Source organism: Enterocloster sp. OA13 (genome assembly GCF_022440595.1).
In the GTDB taxonomy this organism is placed as follows: domain Bacteria; phylum Bacillota; class Clostridia; order Lachnospirales; family Lachnospiraceae; genus Enterocloster; species Enterocloster hominis.
In genome coordinates, this window is the sequence record NZ_JAKNTF010000001.1 from 3,467,121 (window position 1) to 3,481,395 (window position 14,275).

11 protein-coding genes are annotated in these 14,275 nt (G+C 49.1%); all 11 read right to left on the reverse strand.

Annotated features, from left to right (window positions below; all coding sequences use genetic code 11):
• Positions 1-56: 56 nt before the first annotated feature.
• A complete protein-coding gene (gene cas4, locus MCJ35_RS15405) occupies positions 57-716 on the reverse strand; it encodes a CRISPR-associated protein Cas4 (protein ID WP_025486474.1) in 660 nt (219 codons plus the stop codon).
• Positions 706-1,563 carry a type I-C CRISPR-associated protein Cas7/Csd2 gene (gene cas7c / locus MCJ35_RS15410; protein WP_025486473.1) on the reverse strand — a complete coding sequence of 286 codons (858 nt, stop codon included), beginning with the start codon at positions 1,561-1,563 and terminating at the stop codon, positions 706-708. Before cas7c ends, cas4 begins: the two co-directional genes overlap by 11 nt.
• Complete coding sequence (gene cas8c / locus MCJ35_RS15415; RefSeq protein WP_025486472.1) at positions 1,560-3,509, reverse strand: type I-C CRISPR-associated protein Cas8c/Csd1; 1,950 nt, start codon at positions 3,507-3,509, stop codon at positions 1,560-1,562. The genes cas7c and cas8c overlap by 4 nt, the downstream gene beginning before the upstream one ends.
• The gene (cas5c, locus tag MCJ35_RS15420; protein ID WP_275891638.1) at positions 3,497-4,237 is read right to left on the reverse strand and encodes a type I-C CRISPR-associated protein Cas5c; all 741 of its coding nucleotides are present in this window, start codon (positions 4,235-4,237) and stop codon (positions 3,497-3,499) included. Before cas5c ends, cas8c begins: the two co-directional genes overlap by 13 nt.
• A gap of 30 nt (positions 4,238-4,267) precedes the next feature.
• On the reverse strand, positions 4,268-6,712 hold the full coding sequence (locus MCJ35_RS15425; protein WP_025486470.1) for a CRISPR-associated helicase/endonuclease Cas3: 2,445 nt from the start codon (positions 6,710-6,712) through the stop codon (positions 4,268-4,270).
• 378 nt (positions 6,713-7,090) lie between these two features.
• On the reverse strand, positions 7,091-8,368 hold the full coding sequence (spoIVB, locus tag MCJ35_RS15430; RefSeq protein ID WP_025486469.1) for a SpoIVB peptidase: 1,278 nt from the start codon (positions 8,366-8,368) through the stop codon (positions 7,091-7,093).
• A 166-nt stretch (positions 8,369-8,534) separates the two neighbouring features.
• Entirely contained in the window at positions 8,535-10,193 is a 1,659-nt protein-coding gene (gene recN, locus MCJ35_RS15435) for a DNA repair protein RecN (RefSeq protein WP_025486468.1), read from the reverse strand.
• A 23-nt stretch (positions 10,194-10,216) separates the two neighbouring features.
• A complete protein-coding gene (argR, locus tag MCJ35_RS15440; protein ID WP_008718047.1) occupies positions 10,217-10,669 on the reverse strand; it encodes an arginine repressor in 453 nt (150 codons plus the stop codon).
• 1 nt (position 10,670) lies between these two features.
• A complete protein-coding gene (locus MCJ35_RS15445) occupies positions 10,671-11,513 on the reverse strand; it encodes an NAD(+)/NADH kinase (RefSeq protein WP_008718050.1) in 843 nt (280 codons plus the stop codon).
• Positions 11,514-11,577: 64 nt separating this feature from the next.
• Positions 11,578-12,402, reverse strand: coding sequence for a TlyA family RNA methyltransferase (locus tag MCJ35_RS15450; RefSeq protein WP_034577905.1), 825 nt, complete (start codon positions 12,400-12,402; stop codon positions 11,578-11,580).
• The gene (gene dxs / locus MCJ35_RS15455) at positions 12,402-14,267 is read right to left on the reverse strand and encodes a 1-deoxy-D-xylulose-5-phosphate synthase (RefSeq protein ID WP_025486466.1); all 1,866 of its coding nucleotides are present in this window, start codon (positions 14,265-14,267) and stop codon (positions 12,402-12,404) included. Before dxs ends, MCJ35_RS15450 begins: the two co-directional genes overlap by 1 nt.
• Positions 14,268-14,275: the final 8 nt, after the last annotated feature.

Consider the following 14,275-nt stretch of genomic DNA (forward strand, 5'->3'; position numbering starts at 1 on the left):
AGTATTGTGTAAATCCCTGTGATAATCATGCTCATCACGTAATTCAATCCCATCCTTCACTTTTCATCCAGCATCTTATCGATATATGCTTTCGCTGTCTTATCCTCTCCCAGTACTGGAAGGCAGATATCCTTTAAGGAACAGGCATTACAGCTTTTTGTACGTTTTACCCGGGGAGTATGCTTTTTTTCAAAATATTGATGCATTTCACGGAACATATCCCGGGTTTTCTCTCTCATCCTATCTGTAATATCTATCTGCGTCCTATGTCTGGTTTCCCCGTAAAACAGATATCCCACCGGTATTTCGCAACACATCATCTCTTCCAGGCACATGGCCTGGGCCGTCAGCTGAAGTATATCTGAATCGTTTTCCTTGGGTTCTCCTCTTTTGTACTCCACTGGTACCACCTGATAGAGCCCATCCCTGCCGATAAGGGGAATCCCACTCTGGCTTCTATGGAATTCTACCACATCGCACTCCCCACTGATTCCCAACTCCCTGGAATGGACCGGCATTGCCCTGGAAACAATGATATCGCCCCGTTTCTCTGCAATTGTCCTGTCATGGGCCCGTTCGTGAAGCAGATGCCCTTCTACAGTCCGTACATTTTCATTCCACTGGAGTTCAATATATGCCAATGCCCACTGTCTCCTGCAAAAGGAAAAGTGTTGGATTCCTGATAACTGGAGGAATTCATCCTCTTCATACAAAATCGTATACCTCCGGTTTTACACTGTCAACAGGTTCCCATTCCACCTGATAATCCTCAAATGACTTGGGACGCTCTACCTTGGGCGTAATCTTTACACTTCTGTGAATTTTTGCAGATGGAGTCTTGGGTGTCTTCTCATCATGCTGCCACCAATACAGGCGGCATACCTCCATGCTGCCTTCCGGCCGGGCAGAGGAAGCATCATTTTCAAATAATGTTTTAAGAGCCTCTTTTAAGATGTCAGCATCTTCCTGGGAAAATCCGGTTTTCTCAGCCAGCTGTACGTTGACACTGCCTTTCACCACATACAACCCGAACCCAATCCTGTGCTTTGTGCCCATGGTGTCCGATGCCTTTCCCTCTTTTCCAGACTCACTGTTCACGCTTTTTGTAATCTGCATACTGATTATATCCACAGGAGACTGGCTTACTGCCTGATGGATTGAAACAGGACCGCGGATTCCCAGGGAAACATCCACGCCCTTAAAAGCAAAAACCTGTCCGAAACTTCTCACATCCATCCATTCCCGGCATGCAATCTGGGCGCACTTCTCCTTGTTGGCCTTTTTTCCCTGTTTCATCTCAGCCTTCAAGGCTTCACAGCCCTCCGCACGCTCCCTCAGGCTACCGAAGCCATCATCCGCACGGTCATCAGATTGTACAAAAATCTTCTGTCCCATATCCTGGAACCGGTTCCTGATTTTTCTCTTAATACAGACATCGGAAATCTCACCATAACCATCAAAATTCTCCCTGGGGCGGTTCCCGTTAAGCGGATCTCCATTTGGATTGGCATTGGCAGCCGAAATCAGAAGTACAAAATCAATTTTTCCCTTTAACTCACTCATTTCTTTTCCTCCTCTGCATAATTTCTAAATGCATATGACTGATTGTGGTATCCCAACAGATAAAGGCCATTCAAGGCGTCATTTTTCTCAAATTCCCCTTCCTTGAACTTCCAGCTGATGTCCTCTATCATATGTTCATAATACAACCTCTCTGGCAATGGCAGCTTGACAAAGTATGGTTCCAGCCTTTCTTCTATAACTTTCCACGTCCTAAAAGGCTGTTGGGAAAATGCATTCATAAAACGCTTTGCATTAGTCTCCCTTACCTCATCTTTTTCAAATGTCCGGTACTCCACCCTGTCAGCTACTGCCAGCAGTCTCCCGTATAGGTAATTCCTGTCCTGGCTCTCTGTATTAAGTGCCACTGTCCATTCCTCCTTCCTCTGTTCCATCCTCTTTTTCTTCTCAAAGGAACACGCCAGCGCCAGCACGCGCTCCCAATTATACCGGCTGTCATATGACACTGGGGATGAAGCCTTCCGGTAGGCCAGGTGTACCATATCCTCCGGAACCGGACGCCCGGAAATAATGCAGGGCAGCAGGCGTTTTAAAACCTCCGCATACATCTTCTCATTCCCGCCTTTTAAGGTCAGCATCCCATTCTGCTCCGACCCATATAAAATATCAGCTATATCCCTCACCCCGGCCATCCCATAATATAGGAAGTACTTTTTATCCTTAAATTTCGGATGCAGCCACCCACAGCCGGCATGCCATTCCTTCAACCGTTTCAGATAACGGCTGGAATCAAGGCTCTCATATTCCATCATGGCAAGGCGCCCGGTGGTAGCAGCGTCAAAAGCCATCAGGACTGTCCTGGAATCCACATCCAACCTTGCCCCATATCCTGCAATCGCGGCCTGGAATCTGGCGGCGCCTCTGGAATCCGTCCCCATATATTCAGGCACTTTCTTACTTTCTTCTTCATCCCCCCAGATATCCTCTGACTCATAAATATCACAGACCATATCCGTATCCAGACACCAGTCCGGAAGGGGAATCAAGTCCGACTCCCAAGTCACCACACAGAGACTGTTCCAGTTTCTCCCCTGTCTGCGGATAATCCATTTCAGGGCATTATGGGCTTTCTGGGAATCCTCATATCCGATGGCAAATGCCTCTTCCTTATTGGAAAATCTGCCCCTGTATGTGTAATATGTCTCATCATTGGCTGAAATCAGCTTTGCCCCGTCCCCTTCATTCCTTATCTTTTTAGGGTGGAGATAGGAAATCTGTTCCTGATTCCCGGTCAGGTAGGAAAGCCCTCTCTGCTGCCACGAAGCGCGGCAGTAGGCAATATAAGCATTTTCAAGAGAAACATCCAGCCAGCACTCAGGCCGTTCCGTCCCGTCCTTTTCCTCCAGCAGGTTTTCCTCAGCATCCCAGGGCTTCTCAACCCGGAACCTCACAAAAGAGTCTACCTGGGATACATTCTGTATTTTTATCGTTTTCAAGACCTTACCCTGCCCATCCGTTTTCAGGCACCCATAGGAAACCAAATCCCGCATCAGACATTCCTGGTTCAGATAATTCCAGATAGCATGTACCTTTTCATGCGAAAATGCAGATTCAGCCCATTTCTTCAGCCCATCCATATATAGCTTGTGGTTTTCTGTATAATCTTTTCCTTTATCCGGCACCACGTAATCCATATAATCACCAGCCAGATATTTTAAATTATCACAGAGTGGATGGGCTTCTACACCAGCTGTCCGGCTGGCCGATTTCTCTGTCACCGGTATCACGGTCAGCTTTTCCTCATCCTCCACAGGAACCGCCCGTAAAAATTCCCCTTTTTCATTAATGGTCACCGTAATCTGAGCTGCAACCGTAGAGTGGAAGACTGGAAGTAGAATGAGTGGTTCCCCAAAACGGCCCTTTTCATACTGACCGGCAAGATTCGCATTTTTTTCATATAAATCACATAATTCCCTTACCCAGTCCACTCAGACACCTCCTCTTCGGAAAATTCTTCTAGGCCTGAAAAATTCCTGTTATCAAACAGCTTCATCTCCATGTCTTTAATATGACGTTTATCCATACACTCTTCCGGTCTTGGGAAATGAATTACGCCATTTCTCATCACCGGACGCCAGAACCTGACTGTCATCCTGCCTTTATCTTCATCCAGGACAGCCTCATCCGCATAAGTAATACCGTGATACATGAATCCGTACGCCAGTTCTGCAATGCCGGAATAAAATCCCTCATCCTGCCCCGTTTCAAAATCACATGGCTCCACATATCCCTGGCACTCTCGTGTCCCAAGGAAAATGTCACGGCGTCCGCCTCTGGCTATCATCCGTTTAGCAATATTATGATGCTTGTTCTCATTGCGGTCCGCGGCAAGTTCCGGACGGTTCATATTCCATTCGAAATGTGCCCTTACCTGATACCGAACATGTTTCAGATATGTGTAGTAGGAAAGGTCATTTCCCCCTCCATATCCGATAGGGCGCACGCCCTTTGTCTCTGTCTGGATTGGATTCATGATACGCACAGCGTCAATAATCCAAACTATTGTTGGCTTCCAATATATGCTTTGCAGTATGCCTTTTAATGCCTCATACGTAGGAATCTGATAGGAAAGCTTTTCCCCTCCCACTCTGGTTACCGGGTCTGCAAACATTGCATAATTACCGCTGACCTGAAATTCCACCCTGTTTTCATGCATAATCCCTTTCACCTCCTTTTCTTTCTCTGCCTATATCATCAATTCGGTCATCAAGCCTGGATTCTGGGTAACCCCCAGATTCTCTTTGTCATAATACCGCTCGTCCAAAACCAGCACTCTCCCCTCCCATACAGTATGAATAGCGTCCCCCAATCCTTTTTTCTCTGTCCCGGATATGGCAACGGTAAAGCGCTGCAGCTTTCTAAGCGCCTGCTTCTTCTGCTGTAAGGAAGCCGATCCGCCTGACAACCTGGACAGCAATTGTACAGCCTCTTCATTGTACGGAACGATGACCGTGGTCTTTCCATTCTCTTCAATTGCCTCAAATAAATCCCCCGCGGTCTTAAATGCCTGTTTTAATATGGGCAGACCTGCACCTTTACACGCTGTTGTCCCTTGCTGGGATGGCAGGAAATCATGGTTCCCCGACAACAGTTCCACCAAGCTGGTGGAAACCCCTTCCACGGTTTCCCGGTATTCCATCTCCTTCAGCCATTTTTGGAAATTACATTCATAGTACATCTTTACTGCCAGACTGCTATCCAGCCGTCCACCTAATACTTCAGGGTTCCTGTAAAATTGGGCCAGCACCTGTTCCGTGGATTCCTGTGCCCTCCGGATATAGGCCAGATGGGAGAGATTCTCAGCATCTCCCGACATTTTCACAATAAAAACCTTTCCCATGTCAACTTCCTTGTGGCGGTTACAGCGACCCGCAGCCTGGATGATATTATCCAGCCCTGCAAGGGAACGGATTACACATCGGAATGAAAGATCTACCCCTGCTTCAATCAATTGGGTGCTGACGCATATAAGAGGAATCGGATCCTCCCCATGGGATTTCAAACAGTCCGACAAATCCTTCAATACATCACTGCGGTGCTCTGGACACATCCCTGTACTGAGATGATAAAGCTTAAATCGATCTTCATTCAGCGACTCCAGCATCCCAAATAATTCCCTGGCGCACCGTTTTGTGTTAACCACGAATAATACCTGTTTCAACTCCCTTGCCTTTTCCAGCACAAATCCCGCTGCTTTCCGGATATCCATACCGCCCGGAACCAAATCCGTACAATCTATTATCTCCGTCCTGCGAAATGCTTCCTGATAGAAATCCACATATCCCGTCATATCTTTCGGTGGACGGAGTCGGTTTACAGGTATCCTGTCCAAAAGGGGCTGGGTTGCCGTGCACAGTACCATGGTGGTATCCGCAAACTCTGTCAGGAAATTTACAGCCATGTTGAATAACTGGATGGTCCTGACCGGCAGGGACTGCACCTCGTCCATGATGATGACACTATTACATAGACTGTGCATCCTTCGTATGTTACCAGTCTTACCGGCAAAAAGGGTATTCAGGAATTGCACGGCCGTAGTGACGATAACAGGAAGCGACCAATCTTCTGTAACACGGTCATAGTATGCCTGTTCTTCCTCTGTTTCCAGAATAATATTGCAATGATGCTCCAGCACGATGCCAGGATAATCCAATGCATTCCTAATCTCCTCTGCATTCTGGTCCAGGATTGATTGATATGGAGCTACATAGATAATCCGCCTTTTATGATACTCAAGGGCGTGGCGGACCGCAAAACGGAGGCTGCTTAACGTTTTCCCGGAACCGGTAGGCACTGTCAGGTGATAGAGCCTTATATTCTGCAGCGCCTGTTTCATGCATCTGTCTGATATCTCACTCCGGTAGCGGTTTATACCGCTCTTGTCCATGAAATCAGCATACTTTCTTTCCACATGTTCCACGCATATCCTCCAGACATCCTGAAGCTTTTCGGAAGAATACTCTTCCGGCTGACGGACCGCTTCACCATCCTCGGTCATGAAATCTTCCGTATCCCTGCGGTCGGCGTCAATAAGCAGGGATAATAAAATGCGCTCATACATTCCAAGGAAAAAATCCCTGTTGCCATAAAGTTGCGGATTATCCCAGCTCTTCATGATATCCTTGATTCTTTTAGGAATCAGCTTTGATTCTTCCCTGGCTCCGGCACATCTTTTTTCAAATTCCGATGGTTCTACCGCCTGATAGAAATATTCCTTTGCCTCTTCTATAGGCAGCTTCTTCGCCTTTTCCATCCGCTGGCGCAACAGGATGGAACTGTCAATTATGGAAATACAGTCCCTCAGGCCATGGTGGGAGTAGATGGCTATCTGTATCATCTCAGATAGCAGCGTACCTGGAAAGATTTCCTGAATCAACTGACCGCCCGCCGTAGTATGGTCTTCCTTAGGGCCGGATGGAATGCCATCATTACAAATGGCTTTCATGAAATACTTCTGCCAGCGTTCTGGATACTTTCCGGAATCGTGAAGGTGACAGGTCAGCCATAGAATGTCTTTTAAAATAGGGATGGGATTTTTCTTTTCTGCGATTACAGCGGTGTCGGAATTGTGTGTGGAATTTAGTTGATATGTATCAGAGTGGGGGTTATAATGAGCATAAGGTTGGTTCATTATTCATATCCCTCCTTTGTAAAGTAGTTAGAATTGTACAATGTGACCAGTGACTGGGTAGGGGGTTAATTCTAAATATAGATTACTACTTGCAGGATTGATTGTCAATGATATTTTTATTATATTTTATATTTCATATAATTTAAATCTCATAAAACTTAAATGTATTCTTCTATTTTATTTTATAGGAAATTATAGTTTTGACAAAACGTTCTTATTTCATTATAATACAAATGTCGAATGATTCATATTTCGTGGATTGAAAGAAATTTTATGAAATTTACAGCAGCTTTAAAGAATAGGGTCCATCACACTGAATAAACCAACCTGTGTGATGGTCCCATCTTCTCCCCAATACCTTATTCTCTATTACCGTACTCAACGCTCCAACATATTCTCAATCAAAATCCCATACCCCCTGCTCGCATCCTGCACAAACACATGGGTCACCGCCCCCGCCAGTTTCCCATCCTGTATAATCGGCGACCCGCTCATGCCCTGCACAATCCCGCCTGTCAATTCCAAAAGTCTCGGGTCCGTCACCTTGATTACCATGCTCTTATTCTTGTGGCTGGCATTATAATCCACCTTCTGTATGTCTATCTCATAATCCTCCAGTTCCCCGCTGATATTGCTTCTGATATAGGCAACTCCCGGTTTCACGTCCTGGCGGCAGGCAATCTCCACCGGCTCCCCGGTCAGTTGCTTCTTGAACTGCTGGTTCACGGTTCCGAATATCCCCTCGTTGGTATTTTCAGCTATATCCCCCATATGGGACTGCGGGCCATAATAGATGACGCCTGAAAGCAGGCCCGGTTTGCCGATGGTTCCCTTTTCAATCCCCATGATTTCCGTGGAATACAAGGCGCCCTGGGACGTCTCCACCAGGTCCCCGGTGTCACTGTCGCTGATTCCATGGCCCAGTGCACCGAAATTACCATTCATATCCACATAAGTAATGGTTCCGATTCCCTGGGTATCGTCCCTGACCCAGGCCCCAAGCTTATATTTCCCGTCTGAACCTGCAATCGGTTTTACGCTGACATCCACTGGTTCCCCGTCCCTGCGCACGGTCACAACTGAATCCTGGCCGCCTGATTCATTTACCGCGCTTATAAGGTCTTCCTTTGTCTTCATGGGCTTACCGTTAAATGCTTCTATATAGTCCCCTGTTTTTAAAATGCCGTAGGCAGGCTCCACTTCCATCCCGTCCGGCCCTGTAATCCGGCCGGTGCCGATTACCATGACTCCGTCTGATTTCAGGTAAATGCCGATTGGGCTTCCGCATGGGATTGCATACCGCGTATCCACCACATCCACCTGGATGTCCTTTAATTTTATAATGCCAAACAGCTTAAGCCCCACCTGGTAGCTTCCCTGTTCTCCTGCAATCATGGAAAAATGCTGCCTGCCGCTGATGGTAATCTGGTCGGCCGGTATATTGCTTTCATTTCCAAGGGACACTTCCTCACTGTCACTGGAAATGGTTGCTTTTAAAGGCAGTCCAAAGGAAAAATCCTCCTCCTGGTTTTGTATGATGCTTACCCGGTCCGGCACCGCCTGATCCATATAATACCACGTGTATCCTGTTACAGCCACAATGGAAAGCCAGAAAATACGTCCCAGCCACCGGTAAAATTTAGATTTTCCTGTCATCGCCCTGCCTCCTTATATAGTCTTCATGTTATTTCGGCAAGAGCGTGTTTTTAAATGCTTCCGGGCGCTTTTTTACCCGCCGGATTCATTTTAAAGTCAAAAAAAGAAAGACGCATGCTCACTGCCTCTTTCTTAGTATTATCCGTCCTGCGGATTTCAATCTGTTTTATTTTGTCCTGTCTGCCAAATCCTTCATTTCGGCTGCATTTTTACGCACTGTATCCGTAATCTCCGCGCCGCCCAAAAGCCTGGCCAGCTCCTCTACGGATGCCTGGCGGTCCAGAAGGCGGATGGTTGTGAGGGTGCTGCCATTTATGGCAGATTTTGAAATCTCAAAGTGGGCGTCCGCCATGGCTGCTATCTGTGGAAGGTGGGTAATGCAGATGACCTGATGGCTGCCTGCTATATAGGATAGCTTTTCCGATACCTTCTGGGCAGTCCTGCCGCTGATTCCGGTATCAATCTCATCAAAAATCAATGTGGGGATATCATCGGAATCCGCCAGCACGGTCTTGATGGCCAGCATGATCCTCGACAGTTCACCGCCCGAGGCCACGTCCTTTAAGGGCCGCATGGGCTGTCCTGGATTGGTGGAAATGATGAACTGCACCTCATCCCATCCTGATGCGCCAAAATGCTCCAGGCGCTTGAATTCCATGTCAAATTCCACATCCAGGAAGTTCAGGTCGACGAGTCCGTCCCTGATTTTTTTAATAAGGTCCCTGGACGCTTTTTTACGTATCCCTGATAATTGTGCGCAGAATCCTTCTAAATGATTCCTGCATTGTTCCAGTTCCTTCTTGGTCTGTTCCCTGTGATAATCATAATCCTCCAGTTCGTCCAGCCGTTTCCTTTTTTCTTCCAGTTTCTGGTTGATTTTAGAAATGGTTGCGCCGTACTTGGCCTGCAGGTTATGGATTAAATCCAGCCGTTCCTCGGTCTGGCGGAATGTCTCCTCATCAAATTCCATGGAACCCATGTAGGAGGATATTTCCCGCTTTGCATCTTCCAGTATGGAATCCGCATCATAAAGCTGGTCCCGGATACCGTCCAGGGCATGGTCAAATTCCACCACCTGCTCCACTTCCCTGAGGGCCCGCGACAGCCACTCCCCCTCCACCGCATTATAGGCATCCCCAAGGCTGGCCGCTATCTTCTGGGAATGGGAAAACCTTCTGTAAACAGAAGTCAGTTCCTCTTCCTCGCCTTCCTTCAGCCCGGCCTCCTCAATCTCCTGTATCTCAAAGCGCAGGAAATCAGCTTCACGGATACGGCTTTCGCTGTCCATGTCAAACTCCTCCAGACGCTTGATAAGGGCGCGGTAGGACTGGTATTCCTTTGCAATCTTCTGTTTGACAGGCTGGGTGCTGGCCTTAACATAGGCGTCAAGAATTTCAAGATGTTTTGATTTATATAGCAGGGACTGGTGTTCATGCTGCCCATGGATATCCAGGAGAAGGCCTGTGATCTGGCGGAGCCTGGCCGTGGTGACCGTCTCATCATTGATACGGCTTACGCTTCTGGATGGCATGATCTTGCGCGAGACAATCACGGTTCCATCCTCAGCAGGCTCCACCTCCAGCTCCTTTAAGGCCTTAGCCTTATCCTCCCCGGACACAGAGAATACAAGTTCAACATAGGCGTAATCCGCCCCATGGCGGATGCTCTCCCTGGAGGCCTTTCCTCCCAGGGCCATGGTCACGGAACCGATTATGATGGACTTACCGGCGCCGGTCTCACCCGTGAGTATGTTCAGCCCTTCGCCGAATTCCACATCTGCTTTCTCAATCAGGGCCAGATTCTTTACATGCAGTTCCAGCAGCATCTTGCACCTCCCATTCCTATATATTAATCCTGTACCATCTTCTTAATCTTCTCCATCACAATAATCGTATCATCCACGCTTCGGATTGCGCACATGATGGTGTCATCTCCCGCAATACAGCCCACAATCTCAGTGAAGTGGATGGCATCCAAAGCAGCTGCCACAGCCATGGCCATGCCGGATACGGTTTTAATCACCAGGATGTTCTGCGCCATGTCCATGGACATGAAACCATCCTTCAGGATACGGATATATTTGATGGCTGACGTGCCGGCCGGGCTTTCAAGGACCATGTAACGCTGCCTTCCGCTCTCCGACTGCATCTTGGTCAGCTTCAGCTCCCGGATATCCCTGGACACGGTTGCCTGGGTCACGTTGAACCCTGCCTGGTTCAGCTTTTCAGCCAGCTCCTCCTGGGTCTCTATCTCATACTTTCCGATTAGTTCTACAATTTTACTGTGCCTCTCTACTTTCATGTCATATTCTCCCCAAATGATTGCTGAGATTCTGCATAAATGAAACCTGTTTTAATTTAACCATGACCGTCTCCAGCCTGGAACATTCAATGCTGATGCTGTCCCCCGCTGTCAGCTCCACAAAACTGTCCCCGTCAAAGGAAACCACCTGTCCGCTGTTAAGAAGCCGGATTTCTATCTTGTCCTCCGGCGCCAGCACGATGCTCCTGGCATTCAATGAGTGGGAACAGATGGGCGTAAGCACCATCATCCTGGCCGATGGCGCTATGACCGGGCCTCCGGCCGACAGATTATAGGCCGTGGAACCGGTGGGCGTTGCGACCAGCACGCCGTCCGCCGCATATTCGTTGAGATATTCATCATTTACATAGACTGAGTACCGCAGGACTTTTAAGGGGTCCTGCCTTGTCACTGCTATTTCATTGAGCGCGATGTCCTCAAGGACCGGCTTGCCGTCATGGTACGCAATTCCCTTGAGCATCATCCGCTTCTCCAACTGGAAGCGGTCCTCCAATAGCGCGTCCATTACAGGGGCAATGTCCTCCTGGCGGCTGATCTGGTTCAGATAACCCAGGTGTCCCCGGTTTACCCCCACCATGGGGATACATCTTCCGGCCAGATCCCTGGCCGCCTGTATCAGTGTCCCATCCCCTCCGATGGTGATGATGCACTCCGTGTCCCCCGGCACCTGGCCGGAATCCGTGTGGGTGCTCTCCCGCCCCTTCTGGTATGGATTATTCAGCCTGCACGCGGCTCCCTTGGCCTCCAGATACGTCTTGATGAATGCCTGGGCCTCTTTTACATATTCTTTATCCAGATTGGCAATAATATAAAAATGTCTCATGGTTAGGCTCCTGCCGTTTTATGTGTATGCTCTGTCATATCATTGATGCATTGATGCGGATATGTCATTTATCCAGGGATCCATGGGCCTGCTCCACAATCTCCCTGGCATTCACAGGCACCTGGCTGTACAGGACCATTTCCCCGTCCTGCCCCTCAGGGTGGTTCTGAAGGTAAAGCAGATACTCGATATTGCCCTCAGGCCCCTTAATCGGTGAGAATTCCAGGTTCAGCACCTCAAAACCAATGCCCACCGCATACTGGATCACCATGTCAATGACCTCCAGATGCACGCTCTTTTCCCTGACAACCCCCTTCTTGCCCACCTTCTCACGGCCGGCCTCAAACTGCGGCTTAATCAGGCACACAATCTGCCCTTCCTCCGTAAGCAGGTTCTTCACCGGCCCCAGCACCTTGGTCAGGGAGATGAAGGATACGTCAATACTTGCAAACATGATCCTGTCCCCGATATCGCCGGGCAGTACATAGCGGATATTCGTCTTTTCCATACAGACAACCCGCTCGTCATTCCTGAGTTTCCATGCCAGCTGTCCGTGTCCCACGTCCACGCTGTACACCTTAACCGCCCCGTTCTGGAGCATGCAGTCCGTAAATCCCCCGGTGGAGGCTCCCACGTCCATACACACCTTGCCCTCAAGCTCCACGCCAAAATGGCTCATGGCCTTTTCTAACTTCAGGCCGCCCCGGCTTACATACCTGAGCGTGCTTCCCCTGACCTCAATCTGGGCCGCGGTATCAAAGGAGGTACCGGCTTTATCTTCCTTTTGTCCGTTTACATAGACGATTCCCGACATGATCAGCGCCTTGGCCTTTTCCCTGGACTCCGCCAGGTTCTTCTGTACCATAAGCACATCCAACCGTTCTTTCATTATCCCAGCCATCCTCCTGCCTTCATGCTCCTAATGATGGAATCGCTGTCGATTCCCAGCCCTTCCCTTAATATGGACACATTACCGTGCTCCACATAGGCGTCAGGCAGCGCTACATTCAATACTTTTATATGAGGGAAATGCTCATGGATATAAGCCGTCACCGCCAGCCCATATCCGCCCTGGAGCACATTTTCCTCCAATGTCACAATAAGGCTGTGGTTCCCAGCCAGATGTGCTATCAGTTCCGTGTCAACAGGCTTCACAAACCTGCCATTGGCAAGGGAACAGGAATATCCTTCCTTTTTCAGCTTTTCCCTTACGTGTTCGCCTGTGCTGACCATGCTTCCCACTGCCAGAAGGGCGATGTCCTTTTCCTCGTAAAGCATCTCGCCTTTGCCGTAGGCGATGGGCTGGCGGAATTCCTTCAGCCCCCGGTATGCCTCCCCCCTGGGGTATCGGATGGCCAGAGGGCCGTTATATTCCATGGCAAATTCCAGCATGGCCCGAAGCTCCCACAGGTTCTTGGGGGCCATGACGCTCATGTTGGGGATGCAGGTAAGGTAGGAGTAATCAAAAATCCCCTGGTGGGTCTCCCCGTCGCTGCCCACAAGCCCGGCCCGGTCCACTGCAAAGAGCACGGGCAGGTTCTGGATGCAGACATCATGCAGGATCTGGTCAAATCCCCTCTGTAAAAAGGAGGAATAGACCGCCACCACCGGCCTTAACCCTGCCGCCGCCATTCCAGCCGCAGAGGTCACTGCGTGGGCTTCCGCTATGCCTACATCAAAGAAACGATAGGGGAATTTCTTACCAAACGCAGTAAGCCCCGTGCCGTCCGGCATGGCTGCCGTCACCGCCACCAGATTGGGATACTGTTCACCCAGATGGCAGATTTTCCTTGAAAATACATCCGTATAGGACGGATACTGCTGCTTTGACAAAGGCTTCCCGGTCTCCACGTCAAAGGGTCCCACCCCATGGAACTGGGAAGGATTCTTTTCTGCCGGACGGTAGCCTTTTCCTTTTTTCGTGATTACATGGACCAGCACTGAGTGGTCCAGCTTCTGCGCCTCCCTAAATACCTTGCACATGGCCGGGATATTGTGGCCGTCCACGGGACCAAGATAGGTAATGCCCATGTTCTCAAAAAGCATTCCCGGTATGAACAGCTGCTTGATGCTGTTCTTGGTGCGCTTAATCTTGTCTATCATCACAGAACCCACAACCGGTATCCGGTCAAGGGCATCTGCCACATTCTTCTTTAAGTCATTATATCCGCTGCCTGTACGCAGACCATTTAAGTAGCGGGACATGCCCCCTACATTCTCCGATATGGACATTTTGTTGTCATTGAGGACAATGATGAAATTCCTCTTCATCCTTGCGGCATTATTAAGCGCCTCATAGGCCATGCCGCCCGTAAGCGCCCCGTCACCGATGACGGACACCACCTTATAATCAAGTCCTTTTAAATCCCTGCCAAGGGCAATCCCCAGTCCCGCGGATATGGACGTGGAGCTGTGTCCTGTGTCAAATGAATCATATGGGCTTTCCTTGCGTTTGGGAAAACCGCTTAAGCCCCCATACTGCCTGAGTTCATCAAAATCAGCCATCCGCCCGGTCAATATCTTATGGGTATAGGACTGGTGGCCCACATCCCAGATTACCTTGTCCTGCGGCAGGTTGAAGGTAGTATGGAGGGCAATGGTCAGTTCCACCACGCCCAGGTTTGAGGCCAGGTGGCCTCCCGTATGGCTGATTTTCTCTATCAGGAAATCACGTATCTCCTGAGCCAGGGTTTTTAAATCCTCGGGCGGAAGAGCTTTCAGCTCCTCCGGCCCCTTAATCTGTTCCAATATCATATTGATGG

Bases quoted from the DNA above. Each gene is read 5' to 3' on its own strand.
- MCJ35_RS15445 (WP_008718050.1), bottom strand. From the start codon at position 11,513: ATGAGACATTTTTATATTATTGCCAATCTGGATAAAGAATATGTAAAA.
- argR (WP_008718047.1), bottom strand. From the start codon at position 10,669: ATGAAAGTAGAGAGGCACAGTAAAATTGTAGAACTAATCGGAAAGTAT.
- MCJ35_RS15425 (WP_025486470.1), bottom strand. From the start codon at position 6,712: ATGAACCAACCTTATGCTCATTATAACCCCCACTCTGATACATATCAA.
- spoIVB (WP_025486469.1), bottom strand. From the start codon at position 8,368: ATGACAGGAAAATCTAAATTTTACCGGTGGCTGGGACGTATTTTCTGG.
- cas5c (WP_275891638.1), bottom strand. From the start codon at position 4,237: ATGCATGAAAACAGGGTGGAATTTCAGGTCAGCGGTAATTATGCAATG.
- dxs (WP_025486466.1), bottom strand. From the start codon at position 14,267: ATGATATTGGAACAGATTAAGGGGCCGGAGGAGCTGAAAGCTCTTCCG.
- MCJ35_RS15450 (WP_034577905.1), bottom strand. From the start codon at position 12,402: ATGAAAGAACGGTTGGATGTGCTTATGGTACAGAAGAACCTGGCGGAG.
- recN (WP_025486468.1), bottom strand. From the start codon at position 10,193: ATGCTGCTGGAACTGCATGTAAAGAATCTGGCCCTGATTGAGAAAGCA.
- cas7c (WP_025486473.1), bottom strand. From the start codon at position 1,563: ATGAGTGAGTTAAAGGGAAAAATTGATTTTGTACTTCTGATTTCGGCT.